Annotated in this window: 19 protein-coding genes; 12 read left to right on the top strand and 7 right to left on the bottom strand. The window is 38.6% G+C overall.

The annotated features are described in order from the left end of the window. The first annotated feature begins 72 nt into the window (after positions 1-72). The 4 genes from AC1M9D_RS02185 (at position 73) to gltS (ending at position 3,120) form a co-directional block, all read left to right on the top strand. Complete coding sequence (locus AC1M9D_RS02185) at positions 73-972, top strand: hypothetical protein (protein WP_481611408.1); 900 nt, start codon at positions 73-75, stop codon at positions 970-972. A gap of 70 nt (positions 973-1,042) precedes the next feature. Then, positions 1,043-1,309, top strand: a complete 267-nt coding sequence (locus AC1M9D_RS02190; protein WP_481611409.1) for a hypothetical protein — start codon at positions 1,043-1,045, stop codon at positions 1,307-1,309. A 219-nt stretch (positions 1,310-1,528) separates the two neighbouring features. Then, positions 1,529-1,774 carry a hypothetical protein gene (locus tag AC1M9D_RS02195; protein WP_481606987.1) on the top strand — a complete coding sequence of 82 codons (246 nt, stop codon included), beginning with the start codon at positions 1,529-1,531 and terminating at the stop codon, positions 1,772-1,774. 122 nt (positions 1,775-1,896) lie between these two features. Beyond that, a complete protein-coding gene (gene gltS / locus AC1M9D_RS02200) occupies positions 1,897-3,120 on the top strand; it encodes a sodium/glutamate symporter (protein WP_481587009.1) in 1,224 nt (407 codons plus the stop codon). 49 nt (positions 3,121-3,169) lie between these two features. Here gltS and AC1M9D_RS02205 read toward each other — a convergent pair whose 3' ends face one another. Both AC1M9D_RS02205 and AC1M9D_RS02210 read right to left on the bottom strand, forming a co-directional pair. Beyond that, entirely contained in the window at positions 3,170-4,021 is an 852-nt protein-coding gene (locus AC1M9D_RS02205; protein ID WP_481611410.1) for an alpha/beta hydrolase family protein, read from the bottom strand. Between the two features lie 120 nt (positions 4,022-4,141). Continuing rightward, a complete protein-coding gene (locus AC1M9D_RS02210; protein ID WP_092766204.1) occupies positions 4,142-4,594 on the bottom strand; it encodes a DUF441 domain-containing protein in 453 nt (150 codons plus the stop codon). A gap of 123 nt (positions 4,595-4,717) precedes the next feature. On the opposite strand from AC1M9D_RS02210, the gene AC1M9D_RS02215 reads away from it, so the two are divergent. Beyond that, positions 4,718-5,446, top strand: a complete 729-nt coding sequence (locus AC1M9D_RS02215) for a pseudouridine synthase (protein ID WP_481611411.1) — start codon at positions 4,718-4,720, stop codon at positions 5,444-5,446. A 50-nt stretch (positions 5,447-5,496) separates the two neighbouring features. Here the strand turns inward: AC1M9D_RS02215 and AC1M9D_RS02220 are convergent, their stop codons facing one another. From AC1M9D_RS02220 to AC1M9D_RS02230, 3 genes are all read right to left on the bottom strand, one after another. After that, on the bottom strand, positions 5,497-5,940 hold the full coding sequence (locus tag AC1M9D_RS02220; RefSeq protein WP_035264628.1) for a GNAT family N-acetyltransferase: 444 nt from the start codon (positions 5,938-5,940) through the stop codon (positions 5,497-5,499). 121 nt (positions 5,941-6,061) lie between these two features. Continuing rightward, on the bottom strand, positions 6,062-6,364 hold the full coding sequence (locus AC1M9D_RS02225; protein WP_481611412.1) for a type II toxin-antitoxin system RelB/DinJ family antitoxin: 303 nt from the start codon (positions 6,362-6,364) through the stop codon (positions 6,062-6,064). A 106-nt stretch (positions 6,365-6,470) separates the two neighbouring features. Beyond that, positions 6,471-7,394: an RluA family pseudouridine synthase gene (locus AC1M9D_RS02230; protein ID WP_481611413.1), complete on the bottom strand. Its 924-nt coding sequence runs from the start codon at positions 7,392-7,394 to the stop codon at positions 6,471-6,473. A gap of 116 nt (positions 7,395-7,510) precedes the next feature. Between AC1M9D_RS02230 and tsaE the strand changes: the two genes are divergently transcribed. The 4 genes from tsaE to hfq all read left to right on the top strand — a co-directional run bounded on the left by tsaE (position 7,511) and on the right by hfq (position 11,474). Then, a complete protein-coding gene (gene tsaE / locus AC1M9D_RS02235; RefSeq protein ID WP_481592995.1) occupies positions 7,511-7,978 on the top strand; it encodes a tRNA (adenosine(37)-N6)-threonylcarbamoyltransferase complex ATPase subunit type 1 TsaE in 468 nt (155 codons plus the stop codon). Between the two features lie 8 nt (positions 7,979-7,986). Continuing rightward, positions 7,987-9,939 (top strand): DNA mismatch repair endonuclease MutL, encoded by a 1,953-nt coding sequence (gene mutL / locus AC1M9D_RS02240; protein WP_180027668.1) that lies wholly within the window; start codon positions 7,987-7,989, stop codon positions 9,937-9,939. 6 nt (positions 9,940-9,945) lie between these two features. Next, positions 9,946-10,890 carry a tRNA (adenosine(37)-N6)-dimethylallyltransferase MiaA gene (miaA, locus tag AC1M9D_RS02245; RefSeq protein ID WP_481589849.1) on the top strand — a complete coding sequence of 315 codons (945 nt, stop codon included), beginning with the start codon at positions 9,946-9,948 and terminating at the stop codon, positions 10,888-10,890. Between the two features lie 89 nt (positions 10,891-10,979). After that, positions 10,980-11,474, top strand: coding sequence for an RNA chaperone Hfq (hfq, locus tag AC1M9D_RS02250; RefSeq protein ID WP_481611414.1), 495 nt, complete (start codon positions 10,980-10,982; stop codon positions 11,472-11,474). A gap of 107 nt (positions 11,475-11,581) precedes the next feature. Here the strand turns inward: hfq and AC1M9D_RS02255 are convergent, their stop codons facing one another. After that, a complete protein-coding gene (locus AC1M9D_RS02255; protein WP_179998229.1) occupies positions 11,582-12,880 on the bottom strand; it encodes a peptidylprolyl isomerase in 1,299 nt (432 codons plus the stop codon). Further along, entirely contained in the window at positions 12,880-15,354 is a 2,475-nt protein-coding gene (locus tag AC1M9D_RS02260; protein ID WP_180027672.1) for an LPS-assembly protein LptD, read from the bottom strand. The genes AC1M9D_RS02255 and AC1M9D_RS02260 overlap by 1 nt, the downstream gene beginning before the upstream one ends. Positions 15,355-15,473: 119 nt before the next feature. Between AC1M9D_RS02260 and AC1M9D_RS02265 the strand changes: the two genes are divergently transcribed. The 3 genes from AC1M9D_RS02265 (at position 15,474) to rsmG (ending at position 17,894) form a co-directional block, all read left to right on the top strand. Then, positions 15,474-16,490, top strand: a complete 1,017-nt coding sequence (locus AC1M9D_RS02265) for an aminoglycoside phosphotransferase family protein (protein WP_481611415.1) — start codon at positions 15,474-15,476, stop codon at positions 16,488-16,490. Then, positions 16,487-17,176: an N-acetylmuramate alpha-1-phosphate uridylyltransferase MurU gene (gene murU, locus AC1M9D_RS02270; RefSeq protein ID WP_481611416.1), complete on the top strand. Its 690-nt coding sequence runs from the start codon at positions 16,487-16,489 to the stop codon at positions 17,174-17,176. Before AC1M9D_RS02265 ends, murU begins: the two co-directional genes overlap by 4 nt. An 85-nt stretch (positions 17,177-17,261) precedes the next feature. Beyond that, positions 17,262-17,894 (top strand): 16S rRNA (guanine(527)-N(7))-methyltransferase RsmG, encoded by a 633-nt coding sequence (gene rsmG, locus AC1M9D_RS02275; protein ID WP_481611417.1) that lies wholly within the window; start codon positions 17,262-17,264, stop codon positions 17,892-17,894. Positions 17,895-17,909 lie beyond the last annotated feature (15 nt).

A 17,909-nucleotide genomic window follows, 5' to 3' on the forward strand; every position in this document is an offset into this window, starting at 1 on the left:
ATAAGGGCTGAGTAATCAGCCCTTATTTTATATAAATAAAAAGTCAATATTATGAACCCATGAAGTTTATTAATGCTCGAAAATTTTTCTAAGCTCAGTAATTCTTTTATTAATCTGATTAAATTTGGGGCAGGTATAGGTGGTGTAGGATTAGTTTATTATTTATTAAAAATAGGATATCTACCAAGTGAATTTGCACTAGGTGATGGAATACTTTTACTTATGCTATCGACTGTAATAGGTATAATTTTTTGTCTTATTTTCTTATTATTGTGGATGCAAGGTAAGGCTTTTTTTGATCTTATATTTTTAATTTATTCATTTTTACCACATCAAGTAAAAAGCTATATTAAAGAGAAGATAAATATTAAAAATCCTATAATTATTCCTAAAGTTGAAAAAATTAATAATTTTTTTATCTATCCAGTCGCCATACTTTTTTTGTTAATAGTATATGTTAAAGAGAACTCTTTAGGATTACTGTTTTATGGGCTGGTTAGTATATATTTCTATATATTTTATATATTAATTTACAATGTCTCTTTGGAATATAACTATCTTGCTAAAATTCTGCATAATGAGTCAAAAATTACAACTGATTATGAATTATTACTAGAAAATCAACGTAGAGAAAAAAAGAATGTATTATCAATTCTTCTGATAGCTTTTTTAATAGTTCCATTTGTAATGGGTGGTCAATATAATGTAATTGAAAAAATAATCAACTTCTCAATGGAAAAATCAAATGTTAGAGTTATGAAAAGTAGAATTTATGTAAAAAATGAGTTTTCAAATTTGATTTTAAAAAAGAAAAATGTTGATGAAGGATATACAGAAATTGTTAATGTCGATATTTTATTTAGGGGTGGTGGTAAAAATACATTTATTGGTTTTGTGAAAAATGGAAAGTATATAAAAATGGAAATACCTAATGATTCTATTTTAAGCGTTTATCATATCAAAAATAAATAATTTTTTATTCAAGTATGCTGTAAATAAGATCTTTGTAAGATTAGTCGTAATTCTAAAATTGAATCCGTATATGTCCAAACAATCACGATTCCTCTGTATTGGTGGTTTTCTCAACGGAACACAAGTTAAAGACCAAGGCGACAGCTTTGTTTGTATCACCAATGGAAAGAATGAAACTTATACGAAGAAGGTCATTTTCCATCAAGAAGCATGGGATCATGACTACTACGTTTTTGAAAATATCACCGACCAACAAGCTAAAGAGTGGGTGTTTCAAAAATATGGAGAAACCGTCATCTACCGAAAAAGAAAGCCCATGAAAAAGCCCCGTAATTAAAAAATTAACGGGGCTAGTCGTACCACTCACGTGATACTCATATAAGGCTCATCTCATACTGCCTGCATTAAAACACATTCACATAGATTCGTCATGCTGAATCGAATATAAATTCAAATCGACTACTGCGAAAATCTTACAAGCCCATAACCATAAATAAAACAGACAGCAACAATCTAGAAAGGTGAAATAAATAGAATAAGCAAAAATGAAAACAGCATGAATATAATGAAAAGCATACTCACATTAAGTTTAATCAGTCTATCGCTCATTGCATGTTCAAGCGTGGAGATTAAAAATACTGATTCAGAAGAAGACGCACGTTATCAGAAATATAAAGATGAAACAGTAAACATGTCTGAATACGATAAACAGCGCTATTACAATCAGCACCACCTAGGTGTAGTCGAGCCAGATCGAGTTCGCGAATCAATTCGAGAACAAAGAAGAAAACAATCGCAATAAACCAACAGTGCAGTACAAATAAATGTACTGCCTATAAATCATTGAAAAATTACATTTCAGTAGCTGAATAAAGCAAAAATCTTTGTGAAAATTGATTAAAATTAAAATATTAGGGAAATACAATGAATTTTGAAGTTGATGCCTTTGGCACCATCGTGATTGCCGTATTTTTTCTATTTATTGGGCGATACCTTGTCAACCGAGTCCAATTCTTTAAAAACTACAATTTACCTGAACCTGTGATTGGCGGTTTGGTCGCAGCAATTACAGCATTCATCTTATTTAAATTCTTTAATATCAGTGCCACATTTGATGCGCAAATTCAAAGCATTTTAATGCTGATGTTCTTTACCTCTGTGGGCTTAGGTGCAGATTTTGTTAAATTAAAAGATGGCGGGAAAGCCCTATTTATATTTTTGTTCTGTGTGATCGGATTTGTGATCGTTCAAAATATTGTTGGGGTAAGTTTAGCGACGGTTTTAGGCTTAGATCCTCTTATTGGTTTAATTGTGGGTTCAATCACCTTAACAGGTGGTCATGGCACGGCAGGTGCATGGGGCCAAGTGCTTGAAACTCAGCATGGCATTCAAGGTGCTATTGTATTGGGTATGGCAAGTGCGACCTTTGGTCTGATCATTGGTGGTATCGTTGGTGGTCCAGTTGCTAAATTTTTAATTAAACGTCATCAACTGGCTAACAAAATTGACAATGATCAAAACGAATCACAATTGGATGATCAGTTAAAATCTGCACCATTTGAATATCCAAAAAAGACACGCTTAATTACTGCAAGTAATGCGGTTTCGACCCTTGGTATGTTTGCACTTTGTATATTCACGGCAAACTTAATGACAGATTTTAGTCAGGGTAAATGGTTTGAGCTTCCAACCTTTGTTTGGGCGCTAGGTTCAGGTGTGATTTTGAGAAATCTGCTTGAACATGTATTCAAAGTAAATATCTTTGATCGTGCGATTGACGTGTTTGGAAATGCATCTTTATCACTTTATTTATCTATGGCATTGTTATCACTACAACTGTGGTTATTAGCAGATTTGGCAGGTCCGTTAGTCACGATTCTGATTGTGCAAATGCTGGTATTGATTTTATACACTGCTTTTGTGACATTTAAGGTGATGGGGAGCAACTACGATGCTGCGGTTTTATCAGCAGGTCATTGTGGTTTTGGTATGGGTGCGACGCCAACGGCTATTGCCAATATTCAAGCAGTAACCAATACCTATGGTCCTTCACACAAAGCATTCTTACTCATTCCACTGACAGGTGCATTTTTCATCGATATTGTAAATGCGATAGTGATCCAGCTCTCCATTGGGATATTGGGATAGAGCAAGTTTAAAAAACCGCCTTTAAGGCGGTTTTTTTACTTATGGGGAGTTAAATATGCAGTTGAGATTCGATCATCGGCCAAATATTTTGATGCGACTGTTTGAACATCATCATGTGTCCAATCGCTTTATGGCCAAGCTCTTTGGGTTTGAGTTCGATCGCTTCGGTAGGTGCATTAGGATACAAACGAAGTAAATCCTGAACATTTGCTTCGGTTGCAATCTCATCATCACTTGCCCAAATGGCCGTGACAGGAATTCGTATCTCTTTGTGATAATCTTGATCTAGGGTAACCGTTTTGCCAATCGCATTAATAACATAGCCTGGTTGACTACAAAATTGAGTCCAGTCACGTGCAACATCTTTCGGTAGATTTTCCCCCATACCAATGGCTTGGGTAGGGCCGTAACCGAGCATCATACGTGCGAGAGGAAAAATACCTTTAAACATCACAGGGGCAAGTAGTTTCGTACGACCTTTGAGCCCTTTTACATGCCCAGTCGAACCTGCAATTGCAACGACTTTTGCAACTTTAATATGGTTGGGGGTAATCCCAATGAGTTGTCCGCCGGCGCTGTGACCGACAAGAATGACTTGCTTGGCATGAGTGAGTTGTAAGAGTTGATCAATCGCAGCGGGAATATCTAACTGTCCCCATTGCACAATACTTGCTTTGGATTGCTTCAATGGGCCATAAAGAGAAGCACCAATACCACTAAAATCAAACACCATTACGGCATAGCCTTGTTGGTTAAGCCATTCGCAAAATCGATGATAAAACTTTTGAGTAATTCCAGTGGCAGGGCACACCAAGACGGGAAGACGCTTTGAATGCTCGGCAGGAAAAAAGGTAGCAGCGAGTTCGTATTGATCCTGACGAATAATTTTAATTTTTTGCATAATTTAAACTGTGCAAGTATCCGTAATCAAAATACTTTACTGCAGTTCTAAAAGATCAAACCAACAAATAATGACTGTTGCGTTTGTGAAATGACTGTTCAGTCGTGAAAGCAACCTGTTTCAAGAAGTGCCAATAATAATGGAAAGTATTCCTGCTGCAATTAAAGGTCCAACAGGGACGCCACGTAAAATAGCCACACCTGCTACAGTACCAATCAGAAGTCCAGCGACAATATTTGGCTGATTCGCCATAAGCGTTACGCCACGACCACCTAACCATGCAACCAATAACCCGATTCCAATGGCTAAAATTGAGTTTAAGCTCAAGAATGACTTGAGGATATCTTTACCCGGAATGGTGCCACTGGCAATTGGCGTAAGTACGCCGATAGTGAGGATAATAATGCCGATATTTAAACCATGCTGTTGAAGCAATGGAAAATACTCGTTTAAAGGGGTGATACGAAAAACAATAAGTACTGCGACTGCAATTGTGACAGCTGTATTTTGACTGAATATTCCACATGCCAATAAAATGATTAGAACGATTAAATTGAGGTCTAATTGAGACATAAAGAAGATCCAGTGCTTATCAGGACAGAACTTGAAAGTTATAATAGTTTAACTGATTTAAAGTCTGCATTCAGATGGCATCCTTTAAATTTCAACGAATATTGTAAGTAATGGAAGTGATTCATGGTTCTGGAAAAAATGTTACAGTCTCAAGGCTTTGGATCACGAAAATATTGTCAACAATTAATTAAAGCTGGTGCAGTGGTCATCGATGGTACTGTGATCACGGACCCGAAATATAAACTGAAGCTTCAAGGTCTTAGCTTCCACGTGTATAACGATGAATATACTTATCGTGAAAAAGTTTATATAGCACTCAATAAACCTGTAGGTTATGAATGCTCGCATCAAGCGACGCATCACTTCAGCGTGTTTGAATTAATCGATGACATATTGTTGCAAAGGGGAGTGCAAACTGTCGGACGTTTAGATCAAGACACGACTGGTATATTGTTACTTACAGATGATGGACAATTTCTGCAAGCGCTGACTCATCCTAAAAAACATGTTCCTAAAGTTTATCAAATGCATACAGTAGATCCAGTCACTGAGCAGCAAATCATTCAATTGGGTCAAGGTGTAGAGCTTCGCAATGAAACAGGATTGTTTCAAGCAACAGACATTCAACTCATAAGCGAACAACACCTACAATTTACAGTGCATCAAGGCGTTTATCATCAAGTAAAGCGTATGGTTGCTGCTGTGGGAAATCATGTTGAATCATTGCATCGACTGCAAATTGGACAATTAAAATTAGATCAGCTTGCTGAAGGTGAATATTGCTATCTCACTGAACAGCAAATACTCGCCGCAAAAAATCAAAGTCCTGATGCTCAACTCCTTGAGATTTAAATCATCAATGCTAAAGACTCTATTCTCAAGACGATATGTTATGTAATGCCTTAAGATAGAAAGCAATGATAGGTTTGGAATTCATTGTCTTTGACGAAGCCCATCTTTTCGTAAAGTTGGTGAGATTGAAAGTTACTTCGTTGTGTCTCTAATGAAATTCGACTGGCTTTTTCGGATTGTGCAAACAAAATTGCAGTGTCAATGAGTTGTTTAGCTGAACCTTGTCTTCTATAAATTGGAGTGACATATACATCATCTAAAATGTAGTAGCTTGAACAAGCATGGGACGAAAAACCTAAATAAAGAATCACGAACCCAGTGATTACATCATTTTTGATGTGAATAAAAATAACACTTTGTTGGTTTTCGAATCGCTGTTTTAGAAAATCATAGGATTGTTGAATGTTGGATGATGCACCATAAAACTGTCGGTATTCATCAAAAAGTACAGCGAGTTGATTGAGATCTTCTGTTGTGGCTTTCCGTACTATCACTGTTGAGCTCTCCTCAGATCATTATTTTTAATGTTGTTATGATGAAGAGCTAAACATATTTGCGCAGGGCGCTGTAAATTAAATTGTTTAAAAATACGACAAAGTTAACTTATGTCAAAAATTAATCTTTATCGCTTTCACCCAAAAGTGCATTCAATTCTGCAAAAAAATCGTCGTCATCTAAACTCGAAGTTGTAGTGTTGGAATCTTGTTGTTCTTGCTTAAGCTTTTTGAATTTCAACAATTGATCCATGTTGATCGTTTGATTTTCGATTGCAAAAGGAATGGACTTTGTCAGTACAACTTGTTTGAAAAATAAACGCACTGCTTGCGCTGGTGTAATCCCCAATTGCTTAAAAACTGCAAAGGCTTGTTTTTTTTCTTGTGAGTCAAGTCGAACTTGATAAACTTCTGTTTTTCTCATGAATTAAAACCAAACGACTCTAAATTTAAGTGCTTATTTTAATCTAAGTAAATGTAATTTCAATGTCTGAACGTGAAAATTATATAAATTTGTCATTACAATGAATCTACAATGTCAGTGTTTGCGTGCTTTTAAAGTGCATTTCAATATTTAATATCGGATCAATAAATTGAAGCTCATCAGCAAGTAATTGCAACGGAGCACTGAAATCATCCTCAGCTTTATGCGCGATTACCGGATAAAAAGGATCATTTTTGATTGGAATATTGAGCGCATTGAGGTGAACGCGAAGTTGATGTTGCTTACCAGTCAGCGGTTTCAAAATATATCGTCCCCACTGTGAGTTGTGTTCTATCAGGTCAATTTGAGTGACAGAATTGGTAACGCCTTCACATACTTTCATTATATAAAATGGATTTCCCTTTTCTATGCGCAATTCAACTGTTCGTGGAAAGACTAAGTCTTTTGAGTAAGGTGCGATGGCTTGATATGTTTTGGATACTTTACGATCTGCAAAAAGTTGTTGATATACTCCGCGACTTTCAACTTTTTTTGAAAATAAAACAACACCTGCTGTTTCGCGGTCTAAACGATGAATCGGAGTGAGATGAGGATTATCAGTGAACTGCTTTAATCTCACCAATAAGGTTTCTTGAACATATTGACCTGTCGGACTCATGGTTAAAAAATGAGGTTTATCCACCACGAGCAGATCATCGTTTTCGTATAAAATCTTTTCCTTAAATGGAACATGAATTTCGTCTGCTAAAAAACGATAATAAAATATATGAGAATTGGGTTGATACGCCGAGTTGATGGAAAGTTTGTTGCCATCTGCATTATAAATAAGACCATCTTGAAAGCGTTGTTGCCATTCCAGTGCGTCTATATGAGAAAAGGCTTGAATGAGAAAATCATAAATCGTGATCGGGGAGATTTGTAGATTTGGAAGAAATACTTTGCTGGCTGTTACACCATTGATCATCGGTGGCGTAAAACTTGGGGCACTTTCTGAATTTGATTTTGGCATAACAAGACAACAGAATAAAAAAATGATCAGATGAATGAGTTTTTGAACAAGTCTAGATAGGCACTGTTCAGGAGCATGCTATTATACCTCTTCAACAGATGTCTAATGTGATCCAGATGCAATATTCTTTTCAACTCAACTTAAATGATGAAGCAGATACTCAAAAATTAGCTGCATGTTTAGGGCAGTGTATTGAAAAGGGTGTCATATACCTCATTGGAGATTTGGGTGCGGGTAAAACCACCCTGACGCGTTATTGGCTGCAAAATTTAGGTCATCGTGGTGCGGTTAAAAGCCCGACTTATACACTGGTTGAACCCTATAAAATCAATCAGCAGGATGTCTTTCATTTTGATTTGTATCGTTTGAATGATCCTTATGAACTTGAGTTGATGGGTCTTCGTGATTATCTGGATATTGCTGATGCGCTATTCTTGTTTGAATGGCCCTCTAAAGGTGGTGACGAAATTCCAGAAGCAGATGTTATCTTGAATATTGAGAAATCTGATGATGAGTCAGTGCGTCATGTCACGATTTCTTCAAATGATGAAGCTTTACTCGCAAAATTAAAGACACAGTTTTAAATAAATCTATGGCGCATGATCTTAGCTTGAATCGAATTCAAACCTTATCTCCTGCATTAGCAAACCAAATTGCTGCGGGAGAGGTAATTGAACGTCCTGCATCAGTGGTGAAGGAACTTCTAGAAAACTCCATTGATGCAGGTGCGACTGAATTAATCATTCGAGTCGAACAAGGCGGTAGTACGCTGATTGAGATTATCGATAATGGCAAAGGGATTCATCCTGAGGATCTTCCGCTTGCGGTCATGCGTCATGCGACCAGTAAAATTCAAACTGCTGAAGATTTACATGCAATTGTGAGCTTAGGTTTTCGCGGAGAAGCCTTGGCTTCCATTGCTGCTGTTTCGCGCTTGACCTTGACCAGTAGTCGTGATGATTCAGGAATTGGTTATCAGGTCGAAGTAAACGGCACGGCCTTTGATCATCAAGAGATTCAAGCTGTTGCTACTCAGCAAGGCACACACATACGTGTACAAGATTTATTTTTTAATGTGCCAGCAAGACGAAAGTTTTTAAAAAAGCCAAATACGGAATTTGGTCACATTGAAGAAATCGTACGGCGCTTAGCCTTAACGCATTTCGATATTCGGATTGTGCTGGAACATAATGGTGCTATTCGTTTAAATTTGCCTGTCGCAGACAGTGGTCAACTCAGATTTCAACGTGTACAGCAGCTTTTAGGTCGACAATTTACTGAAAATGCGTATTGGATCGATGCTGATAGTGTCAATATGCGCTTATCAGGATGGTTAGGTCATCCTTCTGATGCTCGAGCACAAAGTGATTTGCAGTATGTGTACGTGAATGGTCGTATCGTAAAAGATAAAACAATCTCTCATGCTTTGCGAATGGCCTATGATGGCATCTTGCATGGGCATCAACATGCAGCTTATTTGTTGTTCTTAGAAGTTGATCCTGAATTTATTGATGTGAATGTGCATCCGACTAAACATGAAATTCGATTTTTGAATCAACGTGAAGTACACGAATTTGTACGTCATTTTGCCAAAGAAACTTTGTCGCAATTTCAAACTGCGACTGCGGATTTAGCCCAGGCTTTAAAGCTTGATCAAGATGTCATCGCACCATCAGTACAGTTACCACGTTATCAAGAGCAATTTAATCTGCATCAAAATGCTCCAGCATCGCCCCCTATGTCCCAGACGTTGCAGGAATCGAGTCATGAGGGGTATTTAACAGATTTTAGTGTTAAACAGCCTCAGTCAGTTCAATATAGTGCGCCGAGCCAGCCTTATTCAAATTCTAATATCAGTAATGCACTCAAGTCTTATTTGGCACCTTTGAAAGAAACGTCATCTAATTTTGAAGTTCCTCATGATGCTGAGATGGAATCAACATCGTCTAGAGTTGATGAGTTCCCCTTGGGGATTGCAATTGCACAACTTCATGGAATTTATATTCTGGCGCAAAATTCTGAAGGTTTGATCATTGTGGATATGCATGCTGCGCATGAGCGAATCTTGTTGCAGCAAATGAAATCTGCTTGGGATAAACCTGAATTTTGGACATCACAGCAGTTGCTGATTCCAAAAGTGATTTCAATTACACGCATGCAAGCCACGCGTATCGAAGACCTTAAGCCTCAGTTGGCGCGGCTTGGTTTAGAAATTGATCAATATGGCGATGAGCAAGTGATAGTGCGAGGTGTGCCTGCTATTTTGCACAAAGCTGATTTTAATGCATTAATCCCAGAACTTTTGAATGATCTTGATCCCAATGATGAGGCCAGTGCTTTACAACAAAAAAGAGACCATATCTTGGCAGGGATGGCATGTCATGGCGCAGTGCGTGCGCATCGAATGTTAAGTATTTCTGAAATGAATGCACTGTTGAGGCAGATGGAACAAACTGAGTTTGCAAGTCAATGTAATCATGGACGACCGACTTGGAGAGCTTTTCCACTTAGTCAATTAGATAAATTATTTGCTCGAGGAGAGTAATTGTACATGTCAAATCAAATGCCAGTCATCAACTTAATGGGGCCGACTGCGAGTGGGAAAACTGCTTTGGCATGCGAGCTATATGAGCGCGGTAATTTTGAAATTGTTTCAGTGGATTCTGCGTTAATCTATAAGGACATGGATATCGGTTCGGCAAAGCCATCAAAAGAAGAGCAGGAACGATATCCACATCACTTGATTGATATTATTACACCGCTCGAGGTTTATTCGGCAGCTCAATTCGTTGAAGATGCATCGCTGCTGATTGATGAAATACATTCACGCGGTAAGACCCCAATTTTGGTGGGTGGGACGATGTTGTACTACAAAGCACTGTTGGAAGGCTTGGCAACGAATCTCCCTAATGCTGATGAAAAGGTACGTCAACAAATTGAAAATGAAGCCATGGCATTGGGTTGGGAGAGCGTCTACGAAGAGTTAAAACGTGTCGATCCTATGGCAGGTGAGAAGTTTAAAGTGAGTGATCGTCAGCGCATTATACGTGCGCTAGAGGTCTATCGTCTGACAGGTCGACCTATCACTGAGCTTCAAGCTGAACAGCCTAAAAAACAGCCATATCGTTACAATTTTCATAATTATGCGCTATTACCTGATCGTGTAGAATTACACAAAAGAATTGAACTGCGCCTAAAAATAATGTGGGATATCGGTTTTTTAAATGAGGTGGAGTATCTGATTGAAAAATACGATTTAAACGATAATTTGCCATCGGCGAGATCTGTTGGATATCGCCAAGCTTTAGATTTTCTTAAAAATAGTGATAGAAGTCTCAAATCTAAGCAAGATATGGAAGACAAGTGTTTGTTTGCAACACGACAACTTGCTAAACGTCAATACACTTGGTTACGTTCTTTGCAAGAAGCGCACAGTTTTCAAACTTTTTTGACGATAAAGCAAGCTCAAGAAGACTTGCGAAACTTATATGGATAAAGCAAAATTTACTCACTATCTTTTTTATAAATTTTAATTGAAAAATAAAGATAGTTTTTTTGCGCTGATTTTATTTTTTGGAGTATAACATGTCTAAAGGTCAAACTTTACAAGATCCGTTCTTAAACTCTCTCCGTAAGGAACGTATTCCAGTTTCAATCTTTTTAGTCAACGGTATTAAATTACAAGGTCATATCGAATCATTTGACCAATACGTTGTATTATTAAAAAACACGGTAAGCCAAATGGTTTACAAACACGCTATTTCAACAGTTGTACCTGCACGTAATCCACGTCCTGCTGGTGCTCCTGCAGGCGCTCCTGCTGGTGCTCAAGGCGGCTTCGGTGGTCAACAAGGTGGCTTCGGTGGTCAAGGTGGCTTCGGTGGTCAAGGCGGCTTCGGTGGTCAAGGTGGCTTTGGCGGTCAAGGTGGCTTCGGTGGCGGTCAAGGTTTTGGCAGTCAAGGTGGCTTCGGTGGTCAAGGTGGCTTTGGTGGTCAAGGTGGCTTTGGTGCGACTTCTACACCAAACTTTGATGGCGAAACAAAATTTGATGATGCTCAAGAAGACGATAACAATCGTTAATTTTTGAGTAATCAAAAAGGCACCTGATGAAGGTGCCTTTTTTTATATGAACAGCCTAAAAATTAAAATTAAAGCCCCCATAGTGGAGGCTCTCAATTAAGAAAAAATTAGTTTTGGTTGGGTTGTTTAATTTCAACGTATGTACTTGCGCGAAGCTCTCTTAACCAGCCATCTAACTCTGCATCAAATTGACGGTCACCAAGAATTTGGCGCGCTATGCGTTTTTGCTGTTCCTGAGTCATGTCTTGCTGACGTGCATCAGTAACTTGCAAAATATGCCAACCAAACTGTGTTTCAAAAGGTTCACTGACTTCGCCAATTTTCGCAGTCTGCATTTTTTGATCAAACTCTGGCACCATCATACCTGGTGAAACCCAACCTAAGCTACCACCATCACGTGCAGAACCTGGATCATTAGAATAAGTTGCAGCAAGGACTGCAAAATCATCACCTGCCTTTACACGGCTATAGATACTGTCAATAGTGTGTTTGGCATTTTCAGGGCTCACCACTTCAGAAGTCTTAATCAGAATATGGCGAGTTTGGTATTGTGGCACAATTGTCTTTTTCTCATTTGACTTGCGCTCTAAGAGTTTCAACAAGTGGATGCCATCTCGAGCCTGAATTAAATCAGTAGTATTGCCTGGTGAAACTAAAGCGATACTCGATGCAAGTTCTTCTGGAATATCTGCGATTGAGCGCGAGCCCATATCTGCACCTTCAACTTTAATTGTAGATGTAGAAAATTGTTTCTGTATCGCATCTACATCATTCGAAGCTTGAAGTGCATCTTGAACTTGTTGCGCGACTTGAGTGAGTTCTTGTTGAGAGGCTTCACCAGAAATTCTGAAGTGAATCACGTGAGCTTGAGTACCCACAGCAGCTTGACCTTCCGGTGATTTGAGGAAGTTTTCAACATCTTGGTCGCTGATTTTGATGCGTGACATCACTTGTTGTTGACGTAAGCGCTGAATAGCAAGATCATCAGCGACTTTAGCACGTAGGTTTTCATAAGTGCCTGGAGCCATACGGTCAAGCTTTTGCTGGAAGTCTTCTAGGCTATTACTGTTCGACTGGCGAGCAACATTAAGCACAGCATCATTTAAAGTTTTTTCATCAACTTGAATGCCATAGCGTTTTACTTGTTCAAGTTGCGCATTTTGGATGATAAGTTTATTCAGAGCTTGATTTTCAAGTACCTGAAGTGGTGGTACATCCTGTTTTTGAGCTTTAAGCTGATGTTGTAGCTCAGCGACACCTTGTGCAATGTCACTTTTTAAAATGGCGCTTTTGCCAACAATAGCAACGATTTGATCTGATGGGTTTGCATAACTTGACACTGATGCAGAAATAACAAGTGCTAACGCTGAAGCTTTAAAGAGTTGTTTTAAATTTTGCATCTTCATTAATTCGTCCAATTTTGTTTAACTTTATCGAAACCCAAGATTCGATTTTCCAGTAAAGAGCTTAACTTACTGTTTAAGCCACCAAGTCCTTTAAGTGTAAACTCTGCCATTACAGCACGTTTTTGTTTGGTGTCTGGTGCATTAACATCATCTAAGTCATTGTAATAAGAGCGACCATAGACCGAAACACCCCAGCAGCACGACTCATAATTAATACCTAAAAGGTACTCGCGTGCAACACTGTTGTCTAGATCATATTGCATATGACCCATCAAATTCCAATTACCTTTCACAGGTTGTATAAAGGATGCTGTAACTTGGTCATAGTGGTCTTGACGATCTTCAAGTCGCTTACGATTAAAATAACCAAAGTTGTATAGGTTACCTTGATCACCTGTGTAATACACTTGTAGATCACGTTGAGCATTATCTCCGTTAGACATCCACATTGAGTTTGCATTCACAGTAAAGTTCTGAGAAAGCTGGCTGGCAATGCTGATCACAGGACCAGTTTGACGCTCAGTATTAAATGGGTCATTTTGACTATTATTCAAAGTCACCTTACGGTCTTCAAAATAGTAACTTTGTCCGATGCTGGCACGTAAACGTTCTAATCCGATTGTATCAAAGAGGCTGTAACTTACTCCGAGTGATAAGAAGTTATTATCTTCTAGGCGGTCGTGGCCATAAAAGCGACGTGGATTAAAGAGTTGATCGTAATTCAGGGACGCTGCGGTTGAGTCAAAGTTCGGTGAACTTTTTTGATTTCTGTGTGGTGCATAAGCATAGAATGCACGTGGTGTGATGGTTTGTAAGAATTTTCCATCTTTTTCAAAGATAAGACCAGCATCTAAAGTAAACTCTGGAACTATAACTGCATTATCTTTGGTGTTTTTTCTTTGTTCTTCAGTGATACGATCAATCGTATTTTGATCAAAGAAAGTATTTATAGAGCGAACTGATGCTTGTGGTATAAAGAATGACCACTGATTGCGGAAGTTATATCGTGCAGAAAACTCATTATAAAGACGTGTACCACTTGGTTGATAAATGGTGTCCATATTTGAGTTGTCTGAAGCATCTAAGTCATTAATATCTTTTTGGAAATATGCTGTATCGTTATTAAATTCATATTCCAGTCCTTGCGGATTACCAGTGATATAATTGACGAGCAATTGCGGTAGTCGTGCATAGGGGCGATCAACATCATCAACATCAGGGTCTAGCGTCTGGAAGTCTTCAACTTTGAGTTGCGCGCGCAACCCTGGAATTCCATTGGCGTAATTAAGATCCCAAGCGCGGCGTTGGTTTAATTCTGTTCTTGTATTCGGATTGCTGTCTAGATCGGCAAAGAAATCTTTATCAGAAACATAGTTGTATTCTAAATTGGTCGTCCATTGGTCATTGATTTTCCAATTGTGCAAGAGGTGTAAATCTTTACGATCTTCATCATCATATTTACGATCTTGTGCTAAATAACCACCCCAAATACGGCCACCACCATATTGTTCAGTCAGATACCTGAACTCACCTTCAGCCATCAATCCACGACCGCCAATGAAACGTGGGGTTATAGTTGCATCATAATTGGGTGCTAAATTGAGATAAATTGGCGCTTCAAGTTCTAAACCACCATCGTTTGTATAACCAAAACCTGGGTTTAATAAGCCAGTGGTACGACGATCATCAATAGGGAAATTGAAATATGGCACAGCCAGCACTGGTGTGTTTTTAATATATAGTTTAGTGCCTTTGGTCACACCACGCCCAGTGTCTTGATTTAACTCAATCGAATTGGCTTGAATCTTCCATGTTGGGCTTTGCTCAGGTGGACACGTGCTATAAGTTGCATTCTGAAGGAGTAAAATATTGGGTGAGGTGCGCTCAATATTTTCTGCACGACCATGCCCATGTGTCGCTTCTGAAATATAAAAGCTGTTATTGAGGCGTCCCGTTTGGGTTTTTAAATTGTAGTCAATTTGATCACTTTGAGCCAATAAACCCGCTTGTGCTAACTGTACATTGCCAGAAGCCTTGGCGTGGGTTTGAGTGTTGTCAATTTTAATTTTATCCGCACGAACCATACGACCTTGCTGATCGATGATGACATTGCCTTCTAATTCTGAATCACCATTTGGATTGTAATATGCACGATCAGCGGTGATGATCGATGTTGCTTGCTCAGGATCAACTGCTTTAGTATCAGGGCTGATTGGTGTCAACCAAGTTTGAGCACAAAATTTCGAGCTTGGGGAGAACGTGCTACGTTGTTGCGCTTCGGCTGAATTTTTATTGACATAATATTGATCAAAGAAGCGCTGACCAGGGTAGCTTTCTTTAATTGCAGTTTGAAGTGCTTGATTGTCCACCTCAGTTGTACTGTCTTTAGAGTCGGCATAACTTGAGACTGTGCTACCACACAATAAGGTTAAAATAGCAGTCGCCAAAGGGCTGAAAGTAAACTGATGCTTCATTTATATCATTAACCAAGTATGCAAATTGCAATTAATTATTGTCGCATCATAGAGAAAAAACGGATTAGTGGCTACACTTAGCACTTTAAATATTCAGCCTGTACTAGAATTTATAGCAAATGAATACACAACGTGAACAATTGATACATACGTGGGTGCAATCTGTACTTCAATCAGAGCAGTTCGAAATAAAATATTTAGCAGGCGATGCCAGTTTCCGTCGCTATGCGCGAATCACCTTGAATAATAAATCATTTATGTTGATGGATGCACCTCCAGAAAAAGAAGATTGTGTACCTTTTGTGACGATTGACGAATTCTTTGATCGTCATGGAGTTCGTGTTCCACATATTGTTGCAAAGGATTTAGATCAAGGGTTATTGCTTCTAGAAGATTTTGGGGATGAGCTTTTAGCAAACCATTTAAATGATGACACGGTAGATCAGCATTATTTACAGAGTTTTAAACAACTCATTCAATTACAGTCTATTCATGGTGTGGATCAGTTTCCAGAATATAGTTACGAAAAATTAATCAGTGAAATGGAGTTATTCACAGATTGGTTGCTTCCATCATTAAATATTCGATTAAATGCTGATGAACAAGGTTTGATTAAGCGCACTTTTGCGATATTGGCAAATGCGGCTTTAGCTCAACCCCAAGTGATTGTTCATCGAGACTTTCACAGTCGTAATCTCATGCTGTTAAGTGATGAGCAAGAGCAAGGTGTAATTGATTTTCAAGATGCGGTAATCGGTGCGGATACCTACGACTTGATTTCAATTACACGTGATGCATACGTGCAATGGCCTCCAGCACGTGTAAAACAATGGTTTAAAACCTTCTATGAATTATTACCAGATGATTCAAAAATTGATCGTGATTTAGAGCGCTTTATTAAAGATGCTGACTTCATGGCGATTCAACGCCATTTAAAGATTTTAGGTATTTTTGTGCGATTGTTTGAACGTGATGGAAAGTCGGGCTATTTAAAAGACTTGCCTCGTGTCATGTGGTATTTACTCGAAGAGTCGAAGCCTTACGCTGAACTCACTCCATTTATTCAATGGGTTGAAGATAAAGTGCTACATGCATTTGAAGCCAAGTATGGTCACTATGAGGTAGTAGCTGCATGAAAGCCATGATTTTAGCAGCGGGTCTGGGTAACCGTATGCGTCCCTTGACGCTTTATAAACCAAAGCCACTGTTGGAAGTGGGTGGAAAGCCTTTAATTGTATGGCATATTGAAAAATTAAAGTCGATTGGTGTTAGTGAAATTATTATTAATTCGGCATGGCTGGCAGACAAATTGATCGGTGCTTTAGGCGATGGTTCTCAGTTTGGTGTGAACATTCGCTGGACGCGTGAAGATGAGGGTTTGGAAACAGCTGGTGGAATCATCAATGCTTTGCCCTTGTTGGGTGAAGAACCATTTATCCTCGTCAATGGGGATGTGTGGACTCAGTTTGATTTTGCTCGGTTGCTTGAGCTTGATTTACAAGAAGATCTAGCACACTTAGTACTTGTGCCAAATCCGCTACAACACCCTCAAGGTGATTTCACACTATTAGATGGTCGTGCTTATACTTTTGAGCAAGAAAAAGAGGGCGAAAATCTGACTTATAGTGGTATTGCGGTGATTCATCCTCGTTTATTCGAAGGTCTAGAATGGGGCAAGCGTCCTTTAGCACCTTTGCTTAAAGATGCTATGCACAACCACAGAATTTCTGCTGCAAAAATGGCTGAAACGTGGGTGGATGTGGGTACACCAGAAAGGTTGATGCAGTTAGATCAGCAAATTCGAGAAGGACAATTTAACTAACTGAGTATTCACTAAGCGTTAAATAGTGTTCCACGATGCATAAAACGGTATACTTTGATTAATTTTATTGAGATGTTTACTGTTTATGCATCCTTTTTTTCATGAGTTACAACAAGGTAGTCAAAAACTAGGTTTATCACTCAGTGATGAGGCGTTGAATTTATTATTAAAATATCAAGATGCGCTTGTATTGTGGAATAAGGCGTACAACTTGACCGCGATTCGTGATCCTAAAGAAATGTTAGTTAAACATTTGTTGGATAGCCTCAGTATCTTGAAAGACTTGCCTGAAGGACGATTGCTTGATATTGGTACTGGTGGTGGTATGCCGGGGATGATTATCGCCCTATGTCAACCTGATCGAAACTGTGTGCTTCTGGATTCGAATGGGAAAAAAATTCGTTTTCTCAAACAGTTTATTGCTGATTTAAAACTAAAAAATGTTGTGGCAGTTCAAACTCGAGTAGAGAATGAAGAGAGTATTAATGAACTGGGTAAATTTGATGTAATTACCAGTCGTGCTTTCGCCTCACTGACAGATTTTATTACAGCTTCTCGTCCTTTTATGCATGAAAACAGTATTATTGCTTCAATGAAAGGTTTAATTCCTGCTGAGGAAATTGAAAATCATAAAGATGAGTTGAGTTGCGAAATTATTGAGCTTCACGTTCCACGTTTAGATGAACAACGTCATTTATTGCTACTTAAACAAATTTAAAAATTCTAGGGATTG

Source organism: Acinetobacter sp. ANC_7682 (genome assembly GCF_056779795.1).

Bases quoted from the DNA above. Each gene is read 5' to 3' on its own strand.
- AC1M9D_RS02185 (WP_481611408.1), top strand. From the start codon at position 73: ATGCTCGAAAATTTTTCTAAGCTCAGTAATTCTTTTATTAATCTGATT.
- AC1M9D_RS02190 (WP_481611409.1), top strand. From the start codon at position 1,043: ATGTCCAAACAATCACGATTCCTCTGTATTGGTGGTTTTCTCAACGGA.
- AC1M9D_RS02195 (WP_481606987.1), top strand. From the start codon at position 1,529: ATGAATATAATGAAAAGCATACTCACATTAAGTTTAATCAGTCTATCG.
- gltS (WP_481587009.1), top strand. From the start codon at position 1,897: ATGAATTTTGAAGTTGATGCCTTTGGCACCATCGTGATTGCCGTATTT.
- AC1M9D_RS02205 (WP_481611410.1), bottom strand. From the start codon at position 4,021: ATGCAAAAAATTAAAATTATTCGTCAGGATCAATACGAACTCGCTGCT.
- AC1M9D_RS02210 (WP_092766204.1), bottom strand. From the start codon at position 4,594: ATGTCTCAATTAGACCTCAATTTAATCGTTCTAATCATTTTATTGGCA.
- AC1M9D_RS02215 (WP_481611411.1), top strand. From the start codon at position 4,718: ATGGTTCTGGAAAAAATGTTACAGTCTCAAGGCTTTGGATCACGAAAA.
- AC1M9D_RS02225 (WP_481611412.1), bottom strand. From the start codon at position 6,364: ATGAGAAAAACAGAAGTTTATCAAGTTCGACTTGACTCACAAGAAAAA.
- AC1M9D_RS02230 (WP_481611413.1), bottom strand. From the start codon at position 7,394: ATGCCAAAATCAAATTCAGAAAGTGCCCCAAGTTTTACGCCACCGATG.
- tsaE (WP_481592995.1), top strand. From the start codon at position 7,511: ATGCAATATTCTTTTCAACTCAACTTAAATGATGAAGCAGATACTCAA.
- mutL (WP_180027668.1), top strand. From the start codon at position 7,987: ATGGCGCATGATCTTAGCTTGAATCGAATTCAAACCTTATCTCCTGCA.
- miaA (WP_481589849.1), top strand. From the start codon at position 9,946: ATGTCAAATCAAATGCCAGTCATCAACTTAATGGGGCCGACTGCGAGT.
- hfq (WP_481611414.1), top strand. From the start codon at position 10,980: ATGTCTAAAGGTCAAACTTTACAAGATCCGTTCTTAAACTCTCTCCGT.
- AC1M9D_RS02255 (WP_179998229.1), bottom strand. From the start codon at position 12,880: ATGAAGATGCAAAATTTAAAACAACTCTTTAAAGCTTCAGCGTTAGCA.
- AC1M9D_RS02260 (WP_180027672.1), bottom strand. From the start codon at position 15,354: ATGAAGCATCAGTTTACTTTCAGCCCTTTGGCGACTGCTATTTTAACC.
- AC1M9D_RS02265 (WP_481611415.1), top strand. From the start codon at position 15,474: ATGAATACACAACGTGAACAATTGATACATACGTGGGTGCAATCTGTA.
- murU (WP_481611416.1), top strand. From the start codon at position 16,487: ATGAAAGCCATGATTTTAGCAGCGGGTCTGGGTAACCGTATGCGTCCC.
- rsmG (WP_481611417.1), top strand. From the start codon at position 17,262: ATGCATCCTTTTTTTCATGAGTTACAACAAGGTAGTCAAAAACTAGGT.